This is a genomic window from Stieleria tagensis, assembly GCF_024129865.1.
Taxonomy (GTDB): domain Bacteria; phylum Planctomycetota; class Planctomycetia; order Pirellulales; family Pirellulaceae; genus Stieleria; species Stieleria tagensis.
In genome coordinates this window covers 1-19,394 of the sequence record NZ_JAMYFE010000086.1, presented here as the reverse complement: position 1 = coordinate 19,394, position 19,394 = coordinate 1, and the positions used below count along the sequence as shown (strand labels likewise).

Annotated in this window: 16 protein-coding genes; 7 read left to right on the top strand and 9 right to left on the bottom strand. The window is 57.3% G+C overall.

Translation table 11 applies throughout. The features are described from left to right. Window positions 1-23: 23 nt before the first annotated feature. The 3 genes from NHH03_RS19865 (at window position 24) to NHH03_RS19855 (ending at window position 5,421) form a co-directional block, all read left to right on the top strand. Window positions 24-2,942: a PSD1 and planctomycete cytochrome C domain-containing protein gene (locus NHH03_RS19865; RefSeq protein ID WP_253158894.1), complete on the top strand. Its 2,919-nt coding sequence runs from the start codon at window positions 24-26 to the stop codon at window positions 2,940-2,942. A gap of 65 nt (window positions 2,943-3,007) precedes the next feature. Beyond that, the gene (locus NHH03_RS19860) at window positions 3,008-4,396 is read left to right on the top strand and encodes a DUF1501 domain-containing protein (RefSeq protein WP_253158892.1); all 1,389 of its coding nucleotides are present in this window, start codon (window positions 3,008-3,010) and stop codon (window positions 4,394-4,396) included. A 299-nt stretch (window positions 4,397-4,695) separates the two neighbouring features. Then, window positions 4,696-5,421 (top strand): 3-keto-disaccharide hydrolase, encoded by a 726-nt coding sequence (locus tag NHH03_RS19855; protein ID WP_253158890.1) that lies wholly within the window; start codon window positions 4,696-4,698, stop codon window positions 5,419-5,421. Here the strand turns inward: NHH03_RS19855 and NHH03_RS19850 are convergent. Both NHH03_RS19850 and aroE read right to left on the bottom strand, forming a co-directional pair. Further along, on the bottom strand, window positions 5,418-5,915 hold the full coding sequence (locus NHH03_RS19850; RefSeq protein ID WP_253158888.1) for a GNAT family N-acetyltransferase: 498 nt from the start codon (window positions 5,913-5,915) through the stop codon (window positions 5,418-5,420). The two genes, NHH03_RS19855 and NHH03_RS19850, sit on opposite strands and share 4 nt — an antisense overlap. A 15-nt stretch (window positions 5,916-5,930) precedes the next feature. Then, window positions 5,931-7,424 carry a shikimate dehydrogenase gene (gene aroE / locus NHH03_RS19845; protein ID WP_253158886.1) on the bottom strand — a complete coding sequence of 498 codons (1,494 nt, stop codon included), beginning with the start codon at window positions 7,422-7,424 and terminating at the stop codon, window positions 5,931-5,933. A 178-nt stretch (window positions 7,425-7,602) separates the two neighbouring features. Here aroE and NHH03_RS19840 point away from each other — a divergent pair, with 178 nt between their 5' ends. Further along, window positions 7,603-8,757 (top strand): outer membrane protein assembly factor BamB family protein, encoded by a 1,155-nt coding sequence (locus NHH03_RS19840; protein WP_253158884.1) that lies wholly within the window; start codon window positions 7,603-7,605, stop codon window positions 8,755-8,757. A gap of 3 nt (window positions 8,758-8,760) precedes the next feature. On the opposite strand, the gene NHH03_RS19835 is transcribed toward NHH03_RS19840, so the two are convergent. The 5 genes from NHH03_RS19835 to NHH03_RS19815 all read right to left on the bottom strand — a co-directional run bounded on the left by NHH03_RS19835 (window position 8,761) and on the right by NHH03_RS19815 (window position 12,768). Further along, window positions 8,761-9,570, bottom strand: coding sequence for an inositol monophosphatase family protein (locus NHH03_RS19835; protein ID WP_253158882.1), 810 nt, complete (start codon window positions 9,568-9,570; stop codon window positions 8,761-8,763). Between the two features lie 94 nt (window positions 9,571-9,664). Then, window positions 9,665-9,886 carry a translation initiation factor IF-1 gene (gene infA / locus NHH03_RS19830; protein WP_094411247.1) on the bottom strand — a complete coding sequence of 74 codons (222 nt, stop codon included), beginning with the start codon at window positions 9,884-9,886 and terminating at the stop codon, window positions 9,665-9,667. A 15-nt stretch (window positions 9,887-9,901) separates the two neighbouring features. Beyond that, the gene (gene rpsI / locus NHH03_RS19825) at window positions 9,902-10,315 is read right to left on the bottom strand and encodes a 30S ribosomal protein S9 (protein WP_253158880.1); all 414 of its coding nucleotides are present in this window, start codon (window positions 10,313-10,315) and stop codon (window positions 9,902-9,904) included. Window positions 10,316-10,378: 63 nt separating this feature from the next. Beyond that, window positions 10,379-10,834, bottom strand: coding sequence for a 50S ribosomal protein L13 (gene rplM / locus NHH03_RS19820; protein WP_253158878.1), 456 nt, complete (start codon window positions 10,832-10,834; stop codon window positions 10,379-10,381). A gap of 464 nt (window positions 10,835-11,298) precedes the next feature. Beyond that, window positions 11,299-12,768 (bottom strand): deoxyribodipyrimidine photolyase, encoded by a 1,470-nt coding sequence (locus tag NHH03_RS19815; RefSeq protein ID WP_390895599.1) that lies wholly within the window; start codon window positions 12,766-12,768, stop codon window positions 11,299-11,301. Between the two features lie 117 nt (window positions 12,769-12,885). Here NHH03_RS19815 and NHH03_RS19810 point away from each other — a divergent pair, with 117 nt between their 5' ends. Next, window positions 12,886-14,238: an A24 family peptidase gene (locus tag NHH03_RS19810; protein ID WP_253158876.1), complete on the top strand. Its 1,353-nt coding sequence runs from the start codon at window positions 12,886-12,888 to the stop codon at window positions 14,236-14,238. Here the strand turns inward: NHH03_RS19810 and NHH03_RS19805 are convergent. Further along, window positions 14,155-15,702 (bottom strand): GntP family permease, encoded by a 1,548-nt coding sequence (locus NHH03_RS19805; protein WP_253158874.1) that lies wholly within the window; start codon window positions 15,700-15,702, stop codon window positions 14,155-14,157. The two genes, NHH03_RS19810 and NHH03_RS19805, sit on opposite strands and share 84 nt — an antisense overlap. A 360-nt stretch (window positions 15,703-16,062) precedes the next feature. On the opposite strand from NHH03_RS19805, the gene metF reads away from it, so the two are divergent. After that, window positions 16,063-16,953 carry a methylenetetrahydrofolate reductase [NAD(P)H] gene (gene metF / locus NHH03_RS19800; RefSeq protein WP_253158872.1) on the top strand — a complete coding sequence of 297 codons (891 nt, stop codon included), beginning with the start codon at window positions 16,063-16,065 and terminating at the stop codon, window positions 16,951-16,953. Here the strand turns inward: metF and NHH03_RS19795 are convergent. Continuing rightward, window positions 16,950-17,780 carry a hypothetical protein gene (locus tag NHH03_RS19795; protein ID WP_253158871.1) on the bottom strand — a complete coding sequence of 277 codons (831 nt, stop codon included), beginning with the start codon at window positions 17,778-17,780 and terminating at the stop codon, window positions 16,950-16,952. The two genes, metF and NHH03_RS19795, sit on opposite strands and share 4 nt — an antisense overlap. 142 nt (window positions 17,781-17,922) lie before the next feature. Here NHH03_RS19795 and NHH03_RS19790 point away from each other — a divergent pair, with 142 nt between their 5' ends. After that, a complete protein-coding gene (locus NHH03_RS19790; protein WP_253158870.1) occupies window positions 17,923-19,236 on the top strand; it encodes a prolipoprotein diacylglyceryl transferase in 1,314 nt (437 codons plus the stop codon). The last annotated feature ends 158 nt before the right edge of the window (window positions 19,237-19,394 follow it).

Sequence of the window (19,394 nt, the reverse complement as noted above, 5' to 3'; positions counted from 1 at the left end):
TGATTTCCCTCTCAAACCGGCAAATGACCGTTCCCTCGATCCGAGCAATCGCCGGCGCTGGGCTGCTGACCGTGATCGCAGCGATTTCGCCGACCCAAGCCGCCGACGACGTAGCCGTCCCACCACCGGTTGCTGACGCGGCACCGGCGCACGAACAGGTGGAACGCGATTTCACACTCAAGATTTTGCCGCTTCTAAAAGATAAATGTCAGGGCTGCCACGGCGCTGATCAAGAGGACGTCAAAGGCGAATTCAGTGTGATGGGGCTGGCCGATCTGCTACGCGGCGGAGAATCGGAAGAACCGGCCGTCGTGCCGGGCAAACCGGATGAAGGAACCTTGTTGTCGGCGATCGCCTGGGAAGGCATGGAGATGCCGCCGAAAGAAAATGACCGCCTGACGCAACAGCAAGTCGATCTATTTCGTCAATGGATTAAACAGGGAGCTCCCTGGCCGGACGAACAGACGCAACAACGTTACCGAGACGAAGAGCGAATGCAGGTCGAGACTGCGGACGGTCTGATCGTCACCACCAGTGGCGGCACGTCACAGCAATGGACCGATCGTCGCTACCAACCCGAGGACCTTTGGGCGTGGGGCAAACTGAAATCCAAATCCGAGTGTCTACCGGTGGATGTGGCGGATCAAAGCGAGGCGATCGACTATTTCGTCTCTCGAGCATTGGACGCTGCCGGATTGCAAGGATCCCCCGCGGCATCACCGGTCGCGCTGCTGCGTCGGGCGACATTCGATTTGACCGGTTTGCCGCCGACACCCGCCGAAATCGATTCCTTCACCACCGCTTGGCAGCAAGATCCCGAGGCGGCTTGGTCCGCGACGATCGATCGCCTGTTGTCCAGCCCTCGCTATGGCGAGCATTGGGGACGGCATTGGTTGGACATCAGTCGCTACGCTGACACCGGTGGCATGTCCAATGACTATGAACGTTCCAACATGTGGCGCTACCGCGATTACGTGATTCGTTCGTTCAACAACGACAAACCGTACAACGAATTCATTGTCGAGCAGATCGCCGGCGACGAATTGGCTGACGAGTCTGTGCGTGCCCGCAGCGGTGGCGACGAAGCTGTGGTCAAACAGACACAACTCGATGGCGACTACACCCCACAGGAAGCCGAGTCGTTGGTGGCGACCGGGTTCCTACGTCTGGGGCCCTGGGACAATGCGATGATCGAAGCCGACGAAGCCCGGCAAATCTATCTCGATGATCTGGTCAACATCACCGGACAAACGTTTCTGTCGACGACCATGCGTTGTTGCAAATGTCACGACCATAAATTTGATCCGATCCCGACGCGCGACTACTACCGCATGTATTCCGCGTTTGCGACCACGCACATGGCCGAACGCAAGGTGCCATTTTTGGCGGACGAATCGCGTGATCGATTTGACCAAGGCCGAGAACTGGTCAAGAAAATGCTCGACTTCGCCGTCGCTGAAAAGAACAAGTTGGTCGAAAAACGCGAAACCGCGGCACGCAAATGGTTCGAAGAACACAATCTGCCCTACAAAAATGAACAGCAACGCAAGGACCTGCCAGACGAAGAAAAACCAGAACGTCACGTCGGACTCAGCTACGTCGAACAAGGACAGTTGAAAGTTCGCGAGCAGGACGAATGGATTTGGCAGCGGCGTTTGGAACGCTACCAGCCGATGGCTCAGAGCGTCTACAACGCAGAGTTCGGCGGGATGGCATGGAATGGTGCCCGCAAGTTGCGGATCAACCCCCAGAAAAAGAAAGACCAAACCTTGGTCAATCATATTTTGATCGGTGGCGCATTGACGGCGTTTGGTGATCAAGTCGTGCCCGGCGTCTTGAGTGCCGTTTCGTTGCCGGTCTCAAGTGGGGCCGACGATCCCTATCTATTGACCGACGCTGTCCAAGGACGACGTTTGGGGCTGGCGCGGTGGATCGCTGATCCGCAAAATGCAATTGCCATTCGCTCCATTGTCAACCGCGTCTGGCAATATCACTTTGGTGTCGGCATCGCCGCCAACGCAAATAACTTTGGTGCCAAAGGGGCAAAACCCTCTCACCCCGATCTGTTGGATTACCTATCCAGCGACTTCGTCGAAAACGGTTGGACCATCAAACGATTGCATCGCGTGATCATGATGTCCGACGCCTATCGCCGCAGCACCACACCTGTTGCAGTGGAAAAACTAGCCGAGGTTGATCCTGACAATCGTTTGTTGTCTCACTTCCCACGGCGAAGACTGACTGCCGAGGAATTGCGTGATTCGGTGTTGGCACTGACCGGCGAGCTGCAGCCCAGCCAAGGCGGTGTGCCGATTCGGCCCGAGATCAACATGGAAGTTGCGTTGCAACCGCGGATGATTCAGTTTTCACTGGCACCGTCCTACCAGCCCTCGCCGCAAATCGAACAACGCAATCAGCGAACGATCTATGCCTACCATGTTCGTGGCATGGCCGATCCGTTTACGGAATTGTTCAACCAACCCAATCCCAACGAATCCTGCGAACTACGCGAATCCGCATCGGTGACCCCGCAAGTGTTCACACTGCTAAACAGTGACATGATGACCGATCGATCGATCGCGATGGCGCTGCGGTTGCAAAAGGAGTCGGAGGAACTGCCGCGGCAAATCGATCGGGCGTTTCGATTGACGTTCGGCCGCGCGGCGACGGAATCCGAATTGGAAAACCTGGGTCGATACGTCTCTGAAATGGTCGATTATCACCAGACGGTGGACCCCAAACCGGTCGTCTATCCGGTCTCTATCACTCGGTCATTGGTCGAAGAGTTCTCGGGCAACGTATTCGAGTACGAAGAAATCTTGCCGGTTTTTGAGCACTACCAGCAAGACAAGAAAGCAGCCGATGTCTCCCCGCAAACACGCGCACTGGCCGACATGTGTCTGCTGCTTTGGAACACCAACGAATTCATGTACGTCGACTGAGTATTTCACGCCTGAACCTTTCGCCATCGAATCATCAAACCACTCCTTTCACACGGTCCAATCCTATGCACGCAAGTCGTCGATCTTTTTTGTACGGTCTGGGCGCGACTCTCGGATCAGTCGCCCTAACCGATCTGCTGGCCAGCGAAAATGCGGTTGCGACAGGCCCCCTGTCGCCCAAGCAACCGATGCTGCCGGCGAAAGCCAAAAATGTGATCATGTTGTTCATGGAAGGCGGCCCGGGGCAAATGGATACGTTTGATCCCAAGCCCGAACTGACTCGCTTGCACAAATCGGAATCCAAGCTGACGGCCGGTCAAGAAACGGGATTCAAGTTTTTTGTCGGCAGTCCATTCGGGTTCAAACATGCTGGTGACAATGGCATCGAAATGTGCGACCAGTGGGAACACCTGGCAGATCCCTATGTGGCCAACGAATTATGCAACTATCGTGGTTGCCAGGCCGAGTCGTTGAACCACCCCGAAGCCTTGTTCCACATGAACACCGGCAGTCGATTGGGCGGTGACCCCGCGTTGGGAGCATGGGCAACCTATGGTTTGGGAACGGAAAACCAGAACCTTCCAGGCTACGTGGTGATGACCGAATTGGCATTGCCTCAAGGCGGACCAACCAACTGGAGCAACGGCTTTCTGCCGCCCTATTACCAGGGAACGCGTTTGCGTCCGGAAGGATCGCCGATCTTAGATCTGGCACCGCAAGGATTCAAATCACGCGAACACCAGCGCAGGGCGCTCGACGAACTGGCGCGTCTGAACCAGGCTCACCTGGAATCGCTTTCGGTGGCCGACCAAAAACTAAGTGCCCGGATGGAAAGCTATGAGTTGGCCTTTCGGATGCAAACGGAAGTTCCCGGCGTGATCGATCTGTCGAGTGAAAATCAAGACACGCTGGACATGTACGGATTGGATCAAAGCGAAACGGAAACGTTCGGCCGTCAATGTTTGATGGCGCGACGGTTGGTCGAAAGCGGTGTGCGATTCGTCCAGATTTTCAGCGGCGGCTGGGACAGTCACGACTATTTGGAACGAGGGCATTCGGCGCGCATTAAGAGCGTCGACAAACCGATTGCCGCACTGATCCGCGACCTGAAACAGCGTGGGATGCTAGAAGACACGTTGGTCGTTTGGACGGGTGAGTTCGGCCGAACACCGGACAACAACAAACGTGGCGGTGTTTATTCACTTGGACGCGGACACAATAACATGGCGATGACCATGCTGATGGCTGGCGGGGGTGTGAAACCTGGCGTCGTGGGCGCAACCGACGAATTGGGATCCACCGCAACCGAATGTGTTCACCCGATTCGCGACTTCCACGTCACGCTGTTGAAATTGTTGGGACTCGATGACAACAAGCTGACCTATTTTCATGGCGGACGCTACAAACAGCTCAGCCAATTCGGTGGCGAATTGATTCCGGAATTGATTGCTTAGCAATGGCGATCGCGACGCTCAATTTTTGAAGTTGCGCTTATGCGTTGGGCATTGTTTTTTGGTAACCCGACGCGTCAGCGAGGGATCCCGTTAACACCCAAAATCCCTCGCTCACGCTTCGGGTTACCGTAAAAGCGCAACTTCAAAACTGACGCGTCGGGTTGCGATCAAGACGCAACTTCTAAACGCACACGCCAGCGAACGCTTCCGATTCGGCAGAGGGTTGTGAGTGCACTCGGTGATCGGTCACAATGTGGGGCAACTGTTTGACCATTCCCGCCGTGCTACGAGACCCCGCCATGCCGCGTTCTGTATTGATTGTTTTGCTGACGTGTTCGTCGTTGATTGCAGGATGGAGTGCATGTTCTGCCCAAGAGGGCGCGATCCAGGCTCGGATCGATGATCAGGCGCCCGGTTGGCGTTCGCTGGGGCCGGATGATTTTGAAAAGGTCAACAGTGCGGATGACACTTGGAATTGGAAGGACGGTGTGCTGCACTGCACCGGGCTACCAATCAGCGTATTGGCGACCAAGCAATCGTTCCAGAATGTGGAGATTGTGGTCGAATGGATGCACGAAAAATCGGCCGGTAATTCGGGGCTGTTCGTTTGGGTGACACCGGATTCACTGGCGCGATTGCGAGCCAAGGGAAAACCGGGGTTGCCGCACGGGATCGAAGTCCAAATGCTCGATCATGGATACACCGCGATGATCGAAGCCAGGGGAAAGCCAACGGACTGGTTTGGCACCAATGGCGATGTGTTTGGCGCCGGCAGAGATCTCAAGCCGTTTCCACCGACGTCGCCGAATGGCCAACGCAGTTTCCCACGCAAGCACCTGTGCAATGGTCATGGGAGCTGGAACCACTACTACATTCGCGCGATCAACGGCGAAGTCCGCTTGTGGGTCAATGGCGAAGAGGTTTCCGGTGGAAACGGGGTGTCACCTGCCAGCGGTTACCTGTGTTTAGAAAGCGAGGGGTCGCCGATCCAATTTCGCAAATTGCGTGTGCGAGAACTTCCCTAACGATCTTCGTAGGGTCGCGGGCGAAGCTGGCGGAACAAGACTCGTTTTTGATCCGGCAGCGAGTAATCGAATCCGCAGTTCTGCAGAAAGGACTCGGACGAACTGATTGCCATGATTTCCATCACGCCCAATCCGGCGGCGCGATCCACACACATTTGCACCAGTCGTTTGCCGACGCCGAACCGCTGGTAATCCGTGTGAACCGCCAGACACTGTAGTTCGGCCAGCTTGGCGCTGTAGACCTCGACCGCTGCGAACCCGACACAGCGTTCAACGGCGGCGGATCCTGTTTGGTCTGATGCGTCTGTTTTCTCCATCGCCACGAATCCGTGACGTGTCAATTCGACCAATTCGGCCTGTGTCCGCGAGAGCAGCAATCGCTGCATGACGAACGGTCGCAGCATCGCGTGGATCGCGGCGACGTCGTCCGGTAATGCTTGACGCAATTCCAATGAATCAGGCAGCGGATGCGTGGGAGGCGGTTCAGGGTTCATCACGTCAAGCCATCCTCAGTGAACTTGGACCGGGTTGGTTGCCTGTTTGATTGTTTTCCGCAGCAATGCCGTCGGGGCGTCTTTGCCGGTGAACAATTTGAACTGATAGGCAGCCTGGCGAACAAACATGTCAATGCCGGTGATCACGCGGCACTGGGCGCGCTTGGCGTATTTGATCAGCAATGTGTTTTCGGGATTGTAAACCGTATCGAACACAACCATGAATTGGTTCAGCGCCGATGCATTGAAGGGCGATGAATTGACGTTGGGGTGCATGCCAACCGGTGTGCCGTTGATCAACAGTTGCACTTTTTGGTTGTGCCGGTCTTCCCACGGGACCACGCGGCAACCGATGTCCGATGCCAGCAGTCGGGCGCGTTCCTCAGTCCGCGATGTCACGACGACGTCCGCTTGCCGTTGCTTTAATCCCCAGGCGATCGCTCGCGACACACCACCGGCACCCAACACCATCGTCGTGACACCTTGCAACGCGTTTTCTTTGGGATGATCTTTTTTGTCGAGTAGTTCGACAATGCAATCCATCGCGGCACGGTAGTCGGTGTTGTAACCGAGTCGGTCATTTTCGTGAAACACCATGGTGTTGATTGCACCGATTCCCGTGGCGCTCGATTCGGCTTGGTTGCAATAATCGAGCGCACGTTCTTTGTGTGGAATCGTAATGCTGACACCGCGAATGCCGACGTCATTGACCCCATTCATGAAGTTATGCAAATCGTCGTGCGGCACCCGCAACGGCAGGTAGCGGGCGTTCATCTCTTCCGCTTTAAAAGCAGCGTTGTGAATCATCGGACTGTAGCTGTGTGCGACCGGGTCGGCGATGACACCAAACAACTCGGTTTCGCTGTTGATGTTTTTCACATCGTACATCGTGCTCATTTCTTTCCAGTTCAGCTGGCCGGGGGCCATTGTTTTATCCGTGCTGAACGTGGCATAGGTAAATGGCGCGCCGAAGCGATTGGCTAGGATCCGCGTGATCGATCCGATCTCGCCCATGCACAGACCGATCGTTGGCACTTTGGCGTTGCGGATCAGCTCGAACATGCGAACGTTGTCGGTGAACGAATTCGCCATGGTTGCAATTTTGACGATGTCGGCGTCCTCCTCCGCCATCGCAGCATGCAAGTCTTCCAGATTATCCGGAGTGCCGGAAAAATCGTGGTAACTGATGATCCGTTTGGTGTTCCCGTATCGCGGGATTTGAGACGCGATATCGGCTTCGATATCAACGTATTCCGCGCCGGCGACGATTGCCGAACGCAGCAGCATCAATCGGTCTTGCTCGCTTTTCGTCCACCGCCCACCATCCTGGCGGCGGCGTACCGTCATCACCACCGGACCAGGGCGATCATCCATCAGCCGTGACAAATTGACGGCGCGGCCGATGTAATCCAGACGCAATTCGACGAGTTCGGCCCCTTGTTTCACGAGCTCTTTGTGTTCGTTAATCATCCGCGTGTGGCGGCTGCGACCGAGGCTAACACAAATCATGGAGTGGTGATGTCAAAGAAAGGAAATCGGGCACGGTGTCTGGAATGACGAGTGCGTATAATAGATCGGGTAGTTTGCATCGAGCAGGGGGGTTTTTGATTTCTTACCATCTGCTGCAATGAGTCTGCCGGAAGAATAGGCGTCATCCCGTCACCCCAACCGTTTTTTGACCATGTCAATGATCCATTTTCCCACCACAGGCCTACGGACGTCGGGCGCACCTTCCGCTTTGTTCCAGAGCGTTTGGATTGCCGCGGGGTTCATCCTGTGCAGTCTAGTCGCAGATCAATCATGGGGGGCAGATTGGTTGTACCCCCGTGGTGATGCAGCGGCGTCGGGAGCCACGGCGTCCCAGTTGCCGGCCGAATTGAAGGTGGCCTGGGAATATAAAGCTGATGAAGCCATCGAGACGACTCCGGTTGTCAGTCGCGACCAGGTCTACACCGCCGATGTGATGGGCACGGTTTACGCCCTCTCGCGACAGGACGGGACGCTGGTCTGGAAAAAAAGTTTTGACACCGGATTTCTCGCCGCGCCAATTGTTGCCGACCAGCAACTGATCATCGGTGACATCGAAGGAAATGTGTATGCGCTGGCGATTGCCGATGGAACGCAGCGCTGGACACAAACCACCGCGGGTGAAATCAGCGGCGCAGCGGCGCTCTACAAGGACAACGTGTTGGTGGCCAGCCAGGACGGAAAGCTTTATTGCTTTGCCGCTGCCGATGGAAAACCACAATGGACCTACGAGGCGGATGATCAAATTCGCTGTTCGCCGACCGTCGCGGGGCAGTTGACGTTTTTGGGCGGCTGTGATGCCAAACTGCACGTGGTCGATTTAGAAACTGGCAAGGCGGTCGGCGAGCCATTGCCGCTGGCGGGGCCGACCGGCAGCACGCCCGCGATTCAAGGCGATTTTGCGGTCGTTCCGGTGATGGACGGATCGGTGTTTGGGTTCGATTGGAAAGCCAATCAGCAACGTTGGCGCTATGAAGATATGGAACAATCGCAGGAGTATCGTAGCAGCGCCGCGATCGCGGGCAATGTGGCCGTCGTCAGCAGTCAGCGTAAACACGTCGACGCAATTGACCTGACGACGGGAAAACGCATTTGGCGTCACACACTGAAACGGCGTGCCGATGCGTCACCGGTCATCGCTGGCGATGATGTTTGGGTACCGGCCACCGATGGACGGTTGCTGCGATTGTCGTTGGCCGACGGAACAGAGCGCTGGGTGTTCGAAATCCGCGGTGGTTTCGCGGCGGGCGTCGCGGTAACGGACACCGAGTTGTTCGTCGCGGATGACAACGGCATCGTCCGTTGCTTTCGCTGACCGTTAGGGATGGTGTTTAGCGGTGATCGCCAACACGGCATCGTGCAGCGTGCTGTTGGACGCTGCGATGCTCGATTGCACCAGCCCCAATGGTTGCCCGCGACCGTCTGTGATCGTTCCGCCGGCTTCGGTCAAAATCAATTGACCGGCGGCAAAGTCCCAAGGCGAGAGTTTGTATTCGAAAAAGGCGCCAAACATTCCGCTGGCCACGGCACACAAATCAAGCGCCGCGCCACCAAACCGGCGAATGCCGTGGATGTCGTGGCTAAAAAATTCTTCGACCGCTGCCAGGGTGGACCGCATCATCTCGCCGCGGTCGTAGTAAAACCCACAGCCGACGATGGCGTTGGAAAGCGACGGGGCGCCGGAGACTTTGATCGGCGCGTCGTTATGAAAGGCTCCACCACCAAACGTTGCGGTGTACAGGTCGCCGCTGATCGGGTTCAGCACCACGCCGACCGCGGGCCGTTGGTTTCGATAGTAGGCGACGGAAACCGCAAAATGCGGAATGTGATGTGCGAAATTATTGGTGCCGTCAAGCGGGTCGATCACCCACAGATGCTCGGCGGTGGTGTCACCGACCAGGTCTTCTTCGCCCATCAGTTCGTGATCGGGAAAGGCTTCCGAGATCACGCCAGCGACCACGGCCTGGCTTTCTAGGTCGGCGTCACTGACCAGGTCATAGGTCTTGCCACCGTTGGCGGATTTATCGCGCAGTTCGACGCCGTCACGCCAGTAGCGTTTCAGCACGTGCCCACCGGCAGCGGCCGCGGACTTGGCAACATCCAGAATGGAATCGAGATCGCTTGTCATCGTTGCAAGGGGCTGGGGTTGATCCGACCCAGCGCGGCGGTGACAGGCAGGGCGCCGGAAGATCGACGCACCCGATCGTGGAAGTGGGGGCGGGCTACCGTTCTCGGTACGTGATCCGACCTTTGGTCAGGTCATAGGGCGACAGTTCGACACGAACCTTGTCGCCGGGCACGATGCGGATGAAGTGCTTGCGCATCCGTCCGGCGACGTGCGCCATCACTTCGTTGCCGGTTTCCAATTGGACTCGGAACCGGGTGTTGGCGAGGGCTTGGGTAACCGTACCCTCGACTTCGAATGCTTCTTCTTTCTTTCCCAACTGATTTCCTAGGGGTTATCGTTTGCTGAACTGGACACCACGACGGGCACCACGCAAACCAGGTTTCTTTCGTTCCTTCATACGCGAGTCTCGCGTCAGGAATCCGCCGTCACGCAGAGCATCGTGCAGCGATTCGTCATAGCTAACCAATGCTCGGGCCAGTCCCATTCGCACGGCGCCACTTTGTCCGGTCAGCCCGCCGCCATTGACGCGAACCAACACGTCCAATTTGCCTTCGAGCTCCGTGGCGACCAACGCCTGCTTGATCGCAGTTTGGTCTTGGTCATTCACGAAGTACTCGTCAAGCGGCTTGCGATTGATCAAGATTTTGCCTTCACCGCTGCGGACCCGCACACGTGCAACGCTGCTCTTTCGTCGCCCGGTTCCGAGGGCGTCGCCATTGATCTTGTCTTTTTTGATCAGGGACATCAGTACAATTAATTTAATGAGTCAATAGAGGGGGGAATGGCCGATCACTGGCTGCGAGAACTCTTACGAGGAGATCTTTTTGCCTTTGCGAGCCAACGGCTTCGGGTCTTGTGCGATGTGCGGGTGATCCGGACCCGTGTAGATCTTTAGCTTTTTGATCATTTGTCGAGCCAGCTTGTTCTTTGGCAGCATGCGGCGAACAGCGTGGTAGATCAAATCTTCCGGTTTGCGTTGCTGACGATCGCCGTAGCTTTCCAGTCGCAATCCCGGGTGACCGGTGTACCAAGTGTAGTGACGAACGTCCATTTTGCGTCCGGTCATGCCAACTTTTTCAGCGTTGGTGACGATCACAAAATCACCACAATCAACGTGTGGCGTGTATTCGGGGCGGTGCTTGCCCATCAAGACGACGGCGATGTCGCTGGCCAAACGACCAAGGACTTCATCGGATGCATCGACGAGGTGCCAGCTCTTTTCAACTTGGCCGGCTTTGGCCATGTAGGTAGGTTGCGCAGTCACGGGAACAGTTCTACTGAAAACGGAAAATGTGCGGTTGGGCGAACAACAATGTGAAAGCTCGCTGAAAAATCACGCCTCCGGCTGCGATGCAGTCGGGATAGGACGGCACAATTTCGCTTGGACGCAGAGCTGATCGAGTTCGCGAGTTTGCCGCTGCAAAAAGATCGTTGTCGGACCTTCGGCGGCGAATTCGGAAGGGTATCGGCAGCGTTGCCAATCGGCAAGGGCTTTTCACTGTTTTCAGCCCTGAAACCGACCCGGTTTGAGTAATCGCAGCATTTCCTGCCTCAGGGCCGCGTTTTTGGGCCGGCATTTGCAGTCTGAACGCAGAGATTCATCAGCCAGATTCATCAGCCGTTGAGCGCTCGCTCACGGTTCGTTGTTGCAGATAGTGCGTGACCCCGCGGAACCGGACGCTAGCGCATGCCGGCTGATTGGCGCGGTGCTGGCGTGACGAATTGGGGCTAAGAGGGTTCTCCGAAACGTTGCAGGTAATCCGTCATTCGCAATTTCTTGCGGGCGCTGTCACTGGTCATGTAGCGAAGTTTGCCGAAAACAGGCCGCTGCGGCCCCCAAGCCCGATCGTAGCGGCCGAGCACCCAAAAGATGCCGCTGTACGAATTGGGGTCGCGGCCGTCCAAGGCGTATTTGTTGTTCAGCTCGATCATGATCCGCAGTGCCTCGTCCGGCGTGGGGGTCCAATGAAAGATTTTTTTGCCCCACAGCATCCGCATGTAGTTGTGCATCACCCCGGTCTGGACCAATTCCCGCTGGGCGGCATTCCAGACTTCGTCGTGTGTCTGGGCGGTTTCGAATTGTTCCAGCGAATAAAGCTGCGGACGCGGATCATCGGCCGTTTCCGCCAGCGATTTTAACGCCCAGTCGGGCAGTGATTCCAATTGGTCGTACCGCTGGGGCTCGCGAAACGCCAAATTGAATCCCATCTCGCGCCAGGTCAAAATCTGATCCAAAAACGCTTCGGCGGCGGGACTGGTGTTCCAGAAATCGTGATTTTTGCCGTTTGCATCAGCGGCCTGGTCGGGAGTCCAGTTTTCTTGATCCAGTAGCCGTTGGACCACTTCGGCAGCTGCAAGGTGGCCAAAATGCAGATGGGGGCTGAGACCGGAGGTGGCGTTTTCGTCCGGGTGGTTTCGGTCGTCGCCGTATTTACCAAGCTGGTTGACAATAAAATCCTCCAGCCGCTCTGTCGCCGCGACGCTGCCGCCGCTGACTACCGGGCTGGGGGGAACGGAGTGATCGATGGGGAGGGATGCTAGGCCGCCGTCATCGAGCAAGGCGTCGATCTGGGCCGGTTTCCAGCGCCGCTGGACCGCCGACGGCAATGCCTTGAGCGTCGGCAAGTCCAGATCCGCCAGCGGATCGTCGACCGGCATATCGACCAGACAATCCAAAATGTTTTTCTGCATCCAACGGCGGTAACTGTGTGCCACGGTGAAGGTTCGCTCGGGCAGCGCCAGCGGCACGACGCCATTACTGTCAACGAGTTCCAGCGCCGCCGGCAAGCGATCTTTGACCGCATCGATCATCCGCGGCAAAAAGAAACAGGGGTACTGATCGGTGACCACCGTGCAGGCGTTTTGGGCTAGCTTTGCCAACAGTGGCGATCCCCGCCCGGGCTTGGGTTCAACGTAAGGGAAATACGTGACAGGGCGGTCGGCAAAGGCCGCCTGGTTGTCACGCATTCCCTGGATGATGAAATGGTGGATCCGGTCGCTTGCCCAGCGATAGCGTACGCGGAGCGGTTCGAAGATCAGCAGTGGCTTGCCCAGTCGACGCGCTTGGTCGACGGCGTGCTGTAGTCCAAAATTGTAGCGGGCTCGTCGGCTGGCGATCATCCAATACAGCACATAGTCGCGGTCGTCGGCGATCGGATGCGAATTGGCTGCGGTGATGCGGATCGCAGGAACTGGCATGGTGGCAATGGATGATGGAGCGAGTGTAGAACAAGCGTGGCCTGTGATCAGTATGGAGTGCCAGCAAGCGGCAATCAGCCCGAATCGTCCGGCGGACAATCAATTGGATTTGACAACTTGAATCGACATCGACTGCGTAAGAAGTTGCCGCTGCTGGGCGTGCTGGCGTGGCTGGCCGCACTGCTGGCCGGCTATGTGGTGGGGCTGGCCTGGTTCCAAGCACAGATTTATCCACAATATTCGTTCGCCGATTTGATCGTGCCGCGGCTGATCGATGCCACAATCGTTAGCTGGTTGATCTACTTCTGTAGTTCGATCGGCAGTTTCTTGAATGTCGTTGCTTGGCGGCTGCCTCGCGGTGAAAGCATCGGCGGGCGATCGCGTTGTCCGCGTTGTGCGTGCACGCTGAATAGCCGTGACAACGTTCCTGTGCTGGGATGGATTTCCCTGGGCGGACGCTGCCGGTTTTGTTCTCTGCCGATTTCACGCCGTTATCCGATCGTCGAAGCGTTGGTGGGAATCTCGCTGACCGTGGTGGGCGTTTGCGAAATTTACTCGCTGTCGTTGCCAGGCCAGATCATGCATTGGCACGGTGGCCCCCTCTGGGCTCCGCACGTCACACCGATTTTGTTGGGGATTTTGACTTACCACGCGGTGCTGCTGTCGACGCTGTGGGGAATGGCATTGATTCGCATCGACGGCGCGCGACTGCCCAACGGTTTAACCGTTTTCGCAGCCCTCGCCGCGATCGTGCCGATGCTGGCGTTTCCCACGTTGATGATCGTGCCCTGGCAAACCACGCGACCCTCTCTTTGGTCGCCCCACGGGCTGTACTTTGATGCGGTGATGCGAGTGGTGACGGCCTTGGTCGCCGCGGCGTTGTTCGGCCGGGTGCTGGCCAAGGGGCTGTGTCCGTCGGCGGACCTGAAACTGAATCCGCTCGGCAGTGGCACCGCGCGACTGGTTGACCTGATCGTGATGCTGTCGATTCCAGCGATCTTGATCGGTTGGCAATCCATGCCCGCACTGGTGATCGCGTCGGCAATTCTGGCATTCCTGACGCGTCCGCTGTTGAACTGGATCCCCATTAACGATGGTCCCAAAGGCCAGATTGCGGCGCGCGGTGCGATGGAGTCGTTCTCGTTTGCGCTGCCACTGGCGACCACGTTGCATCTGGCGCTGTGGCGAATGCTGTGGAGTGATCCTTACTGGCCGAGCGACCAAAGCAGCCGCAACGTCATCATCGCAGCCGCGGCGGGGGTGTTGCTGGTGCCGTTGTTCTTGCGACAGCGAGTGGCCGTCGCCGGGCCGACACCGGTCGCTCAAGATGATGCCGACCCGCAGCCGGCTATCACTGAAAGCACCGCCATTGAAAGCGCTGGCGATTCAGCCGACGAATTGCCACAGGATCATGGCGATGGAGAATCCGATCACGGAGATCATCGTGGTCAGCACTCCCCAGGTGCGTAGCGTCTGGCCTTCGGACATCTGGAAGTAGCGTGAAATCATCCAGAACCCGGAATCATTGACGTGTGAAAACCCAGTGGCACCGGCGGCAATCGCGACCGTGATTAGCGCCAATTGCGGTTGATTCATGTCGGTGACAAAGTTCGCCATCAATCCGGCCGCGGTCAGCATTGCGACGGTCGCCGAGCCTTGGGCGATTCGGATCAGCGTGGCGAACAGCCATGCCAACAACAGCACCGAGATCCCAGAATCGGTGAACAACACTTCCAAGGCGTCGGTGATCCCGGTGGCTTTGAGCACACCCTTGAACACGCCGCCGGCGCCGGTGATCAGAATGATGATGCCTGCCGGGCCGAGTGCTTTGGTGGAAATTTCCAGCAGGGTGTTGCGATCCACGCCGCGGCGTGTGCCAAGGAAATACAGGGTGACCAGGGTTGCGGTCAGCAACGCGATCACCGGGTGTCCGATGAATGTAATCGCTTGGACCAGCGGCGACGCATCGGCCAGCGCCGCGGTCAGTTGTAATGATCGTTGGTCGCGCGTCAGTCCTTCGGGCAGCCCCGACGCGACCCACTGTTCGACGATCGTGTTTGCCAAAATCATGCCGATCGGCAGCACAATCAAAAACAGAATGAACCCAAATGACGGCAATTCGACGTTGTCTTCGTCGGAGACGATCGGGGCCTCGGGGATCGGAATATGGATGCCTTTGGACAATTTGATGCACATCCATGGCCCGCATAAAATGGCTGTCGGCAGCCCCACAATCACACCAAACAAGATCACCCAGCCCAAATTCACGCCCAGCAGATAGGCGACCGCGACCGGGCCGGGGGTCGGCGGCACAAAGGCATGGGTGACAGCCATTCCGGCGACCAGCGGCAGTCCAAAATGCAGAAACGGTCGCTTGGTGTCGCGGGCCAACGCGAACAGCAACGGCGCGAGGATCACCAGTGCGACATCCAAGAAGACCGGGATCGAAATGATGAATCCGGTCAGCAGCATCGCCCATGAAGCGCGCTTGGGACCAAATATTCGCACCAGATTGTTCGCCAGCGACTGTGTGCCGCCGCTGTGTTCCAGAATCGCACCAAAGATGGCGCCGATCCCGATGATCGTGGCAATGAATCCTAGCGCGCTGCCCATGCTTTGCACAATCGTGTCGGCGACTTGGGTGATCGGTACCGCGTGGGGGTTCACCAACCGACTGGACGCCGCAACGACCACCGAAACAACCAAGAGCGACAAAAACGCTTGCAGTTTCAGTTGCAGAATCAACACCAGCAACAGTGCGATCCCAAACACCAGCAGCGCGATCAGCGGCCCCGCCGGTACCGGAGCGACCGATTCCGCCGCCGCTTCGGATTGAGCCAACAGGGCACTGCCAGAAAGTGTGTGCAGCGAGAAATGAAACAGGCTGGAGAGACCAACGGGAGCGTGCAAAACTGGCGAAATGACGTCGATCAACGGAGGCACCGTGCGAGGGCAAACGGAAAGTCGGATGGCGGCGATGAAACAGTGAGACGCCCCGGGCGTCGATCGTTGCAGGCGTTCAACAGAGCCATTGGCGTTGGTTCATCGAGAGCGGGGAGTCTAGGCGGGGCGGGAGCGGGGGTCAAGAATTGGCCCTTAACGGCGGCCAGTGGTCGCCATCACGGCTTGGTCAGTTGTGCGGATTAGGCAATCCTGCAATCAATTGCATTGCACGGATTGCGTATTTAACTCAGGGGCTACAATAGAGGCGGATTTTTAACGCCAAGGGGAGAGCTGTCCGCTTCGCTCTACCGCTGGTTCCCCCAATCGTTCCCACTGCATTGCCGGTCTTTGATGAGTTCCACGATCAAACTTTCCGATCATTTCCACAGTGAAAACTGTGCCATCTCATTCGAACTGTTCCCCCCGAAGACCGACGAGGGGATGGCGTTGTTGGAAAAGAATGTGGAGCGTCTGAATGCGTTCGGTCCTAGTTTTTTCACCTGTACCTACGGGGCCGGCGGATCCACGCAATCGAGAACTCTGGATGTGGTCCAACGGGTGCGTCAGATCACCGGACTGCCGGTCGCGTCACACCTGACCTGTGTGGGCCTGACGGTCGAAGCCCTGCGTGATTATTTGGGCGAAGCCAAACGGCGTGGCGCGGATTACATCGTTGCCCTGCGCGGCGATCCACCCAAAGGCAGTGAAACGTTCGAAGCGGTCGAAGGCGGTCTGAGCTATGCCAATGAATTGGTGGAATTGATCCAAGACAGCTATCCAGGCGATTTCGGGATCGCTGTGGCAGGTTATCCCGAAATCCACCAAGAAGCGCCCGACGCGCAAACGGATTTGGACAATCTGAAACGCAAGGTCGACGCCGGCGCCGACGTGATCGTGACCCAGCTGTTCTACGACAACATCGATTTTTATCGGTTCCGTGATGCCTGCCAAGCCGCCGGGATCAACATCCCGATCGTACCCGGCATCTTGCCCGTGACCAATTTCAAACAGGCTCAGCGAATCGCCGGAATGTGCAAGGCACGGATTCCCGATGACATGGCTGCCTCGATGAATTCAAGTGACGATGCGGACTATCAATTCAATATCGGTGTCGACCATGCCCGTATGCAAACGATCGATCTGATCGAAAACGGCGTGCCGGGAATCCACTATTACGTGCTGAATAAGAGTGACGCTGCGGCACAGATGTTGGATGGTTTGTCGCTCGGCTGCAAATCCTAGCGAGGGAATGATTCCAGCGGGACTTCGCGATACAGTTCCAGCATGCTGGCGGCTTCGTTGATCCGTTTTTTGCCGGCGTCGCTCAATTGGTCTTTGAACGTGTAACGCGACTCGAGCGTGCGCTGTTGGCCGTCAGACTCGATTCGCAACAAAATGTTGCTCGGGACCAGGCCGTCGTTGCCGATGGTGCGGCCGAGTTTCATCCGCGCAAACGGCGGCGTGCCCAAACTGCGGATCAGATTCACGCGGGCGACCCAGTCGGTGAATTCGGCAAACCGCTCGGGCTGCATCGGCGAAGTCGGCGTGGTGGCTGTGGCGTCATAGCGGTAGCCGGCGAATGTCACGCGGTAACCCTTTTGTCCCGGCGCAGGATCGGGTTTTGACTCGGGAGCGGCGGCCATGCCCAATCGTTCTTCGATGCCTTCGTTTTTTGCGTATAGCCGGACTCGTGCTGACGCGTTGACGATGTCTTGATTGTTAATCGTGGTTTTCTCGTGGGTCGACCGCGACAATAGAATCACTTTGGATGCAACCGGATCAACCACGGTGACGTCACGCGGTTCGGAGAGTGCAAAGTCATACGCTTTGCCGTCGTCAAACAGCACCAAATGCCGGTCGAGCTGTTGGCCTGATTCAGCGTCCAAGATCTCAATCGTGACCTGAAATGCGGCGGGCGGATCGTCGGCAATCGCTAAGCGAGGAACCAAGGCCAGCCACACCAGAGTCAATGGAGCCAACGACATTGGAATCATTCGCCAACGGGGGCGACGCTGCAGTCGCCGGGGCTGGCCGGACGAACTCTGGGTGTGCTGTTGTGAATGCCGCATGCTAGGAACGTTCTCGACGGTGACTTGGTGGATCGGACGGTGATCTAGACATTTTCACGGTTCAGAGCGTAGAAAAGGTGGGCGATCGTGGTCTAGAGCAATGTCGCCGGCCCCCTCTCCATCCCCCCCGCAGTGGTTTTCCATGCGCCGCACCCTGTTTTTTATCCCCCACGAAATCGCCGGAATTCCGGTGTTTGGACTCGGGTGGGCGCTGGCCATTTTGCTGATTGCCTTGGTCGCGCGATTGGTTTGGGCCAAACGGCAATACGACCGCTATGGCAACCAAGACGGCGAACACCGGCCACCGTCGGTCTCACAGGTGCTGGCCGGTGAAGGCCTGTTTTGGGGAATCGCCGCGGTGCTGCTGACGGTGGTGCTGCCCGGCGTGGAGTTGGAAAACGTCAACGGTGATCCGGTTGGGATGGCGATTCGAGGTTACGGCGTGTTCCTGGTCTGCGGAGTGATGAGCGCCGTGGCGCTGGCGGCCTATCGCAGTGGCCGCAGCGGTCTGGATCCGGATTTGATCTACGCGCTGACGCCGTGGGTGTTCATCGGTGGAATCATCGGCGCCCGGTTGTTCTACGTCATTCAATACCGCGACGGTTTCATCGCCGACACGACGCTGCAAACGATCAAGAATATGTTGGCGTTCACCGAGGGAGGCCTGGTCGTCTACGGTTCCTTCATCGGCGGTTTTTTGGCGTTCATGATTTTTACGCTGCGTCGCAAGGTCCCCGTGCTGCGTCTAGGCGATGCGATCGTGCCCTGTATTTTCCTGGGCGTGTTCTTTGGTCGACTCGGATGTTTGTTGAACGGCTGCTGTTACGGTGGACGTTGTGACGAGGGCTGGGCAGCGTTGCACTTCCCACCCATCACCAAGGTCTACCAGGAACAACTGACCAGTGGCGAACTGTTGGGGATGCAGATCGCCGAGCGGAGCGGAGTGATCGAGTCGGTGGCCGCAGGTAGTGTTGCCGATGAGTTAGGGATCAAGGTCGGAGACGTTTTTGAAGCCGGTGATTTTGATCGCCGCCCGTTCCAAGACGCCGATCCCGATTTGGCGTTCGAACAAATCCAGCCGGGGTGGATGATGCGGGTTTCGGGCAAGACCTATGTCCTGTCGCCAGATCAATTGCCACCGCGCGCGCTGCCGGTGCGGGCCGCCCAGCCGATCAGCAGTCTGTCGGCGCTGGCGTTGTGTGGACTGCTGTGTCTGTTGTCCCTGGTGATCCATCGCAGCGGTGCATTGATGTTCCTGGGGTTTGCATCCTACGCGGTGTTGCGATTCGTGCTGGAAATGGTTCGCGTCGATGAATCCGGTCAATTCAATACCACACTCACGATCTCGCAGTGGGTCAGTGTGTGTGTGCTGTGCCTTTCGATCGCCGGATTGATCTGGGTGTATTTCATCCGCGACGATTCAGAGGATTTACCCGCGCCCACGCCAATCGCGTAGCACAGTCGTCCTCCCGTAGCCGGATTCTCTCAGCCCGGTTCTGCCGTTTTGAAGCCAGCGATTTTCATCACAACCCGACGCGTAAGTTTTGAAGTTGCGCTTTTACGGTAACCCGACGCGTCAGCGAGGGATTTAGGGTGTTAGCGGGATCCCTCGCT

Excerpts from the sequence above, each read along its gene's own strand:
- NHH03_RS19850 (WP_253158888.1), bottom strand. The coding sequence starts at position 5,915 with ATGAACCCTGAACCGCCTCCCACGCATCCGCTGCCTGATTCATTGGAA.
- NHH03_RS19790 (WP_253158870.1), top strand. The coding sequence starts at position 17,923 with ATGCGCCGCACCCTGTTTTTTATCCCCCACGAAATCGCCGGAATTCCG.
- rpsI (WP_253158880.1), bottom strand. The coding sequence starts at position 10,315 with ATGTCCCTGATCAAAAAAGACAAGATCAATGGCGACGCCCTCGGAACC.
- metF (WP_253158872.1), top strand. The coding sequence starts at position 16,063 with ATGAGTTCCACGATCAAACTTTCCGATCATTTCCACAGTGAAAACTGT.
- NHH03_RS19860 (WP_253158892.1), top strand. The coding sequence starts at position 3,008 with ATGCACGCAAGTCGTCGATCTTTTTTGTACGGTCTGGGCGCGACTCTC.
- NHH03_RS19815 (WP_390895599.1), bottom strand. The coding sequence starts at position 12,768 with ATGCCAGTTCCTGCGATCCGCATCACCGCAGCCAATTCGCATCCGATC.
- NHH03_RS19865 (WP_253158894.1), top strand. The coding sequence starts at position 24 with ATGACCGTTCCCTCGATCCGAGCAATCGCCGGCGCTGGGCTGCTGACC.
- NHH03_RS19795 (WP_253158871.1), bottom strand. The coding sequence starts at position 17,780 with ATGCGGCATTCACAACAGCACACCCAGAGTTCGTCCGGCCAGCCCCGG.
- NHH03_RS19855 (WP_253158890.1), top strand. The coding sequence starts at position 4,696 with ATGCCGCGTTCTGTATTGATTGTTTTGCTGACGTGTTCGTCGTTGATT.
- aroE (WP_253158886.1), bottom strand. The coding sequence starts at position 7,424 with ATGATTTGTGTTAGCCTCGGTCGCAGCCGCCACACGCGGATGATTAAC.
- NHH03_RS19840 (WP_253158884.1), top strand. The coding sequence starts at position 7,603 with ATGATCCATTTTCCCACCACAGGCCTACGGACGTCGGGCGCACCTTCC.
- NHH03_RS19835 (WP_253158882.1), bottom strand. The coding sequence starts at position 9,570 with ATGACAAGCGATCTCGATTCCATTCTGGATGTTGCCAAGTCCGCGGCC.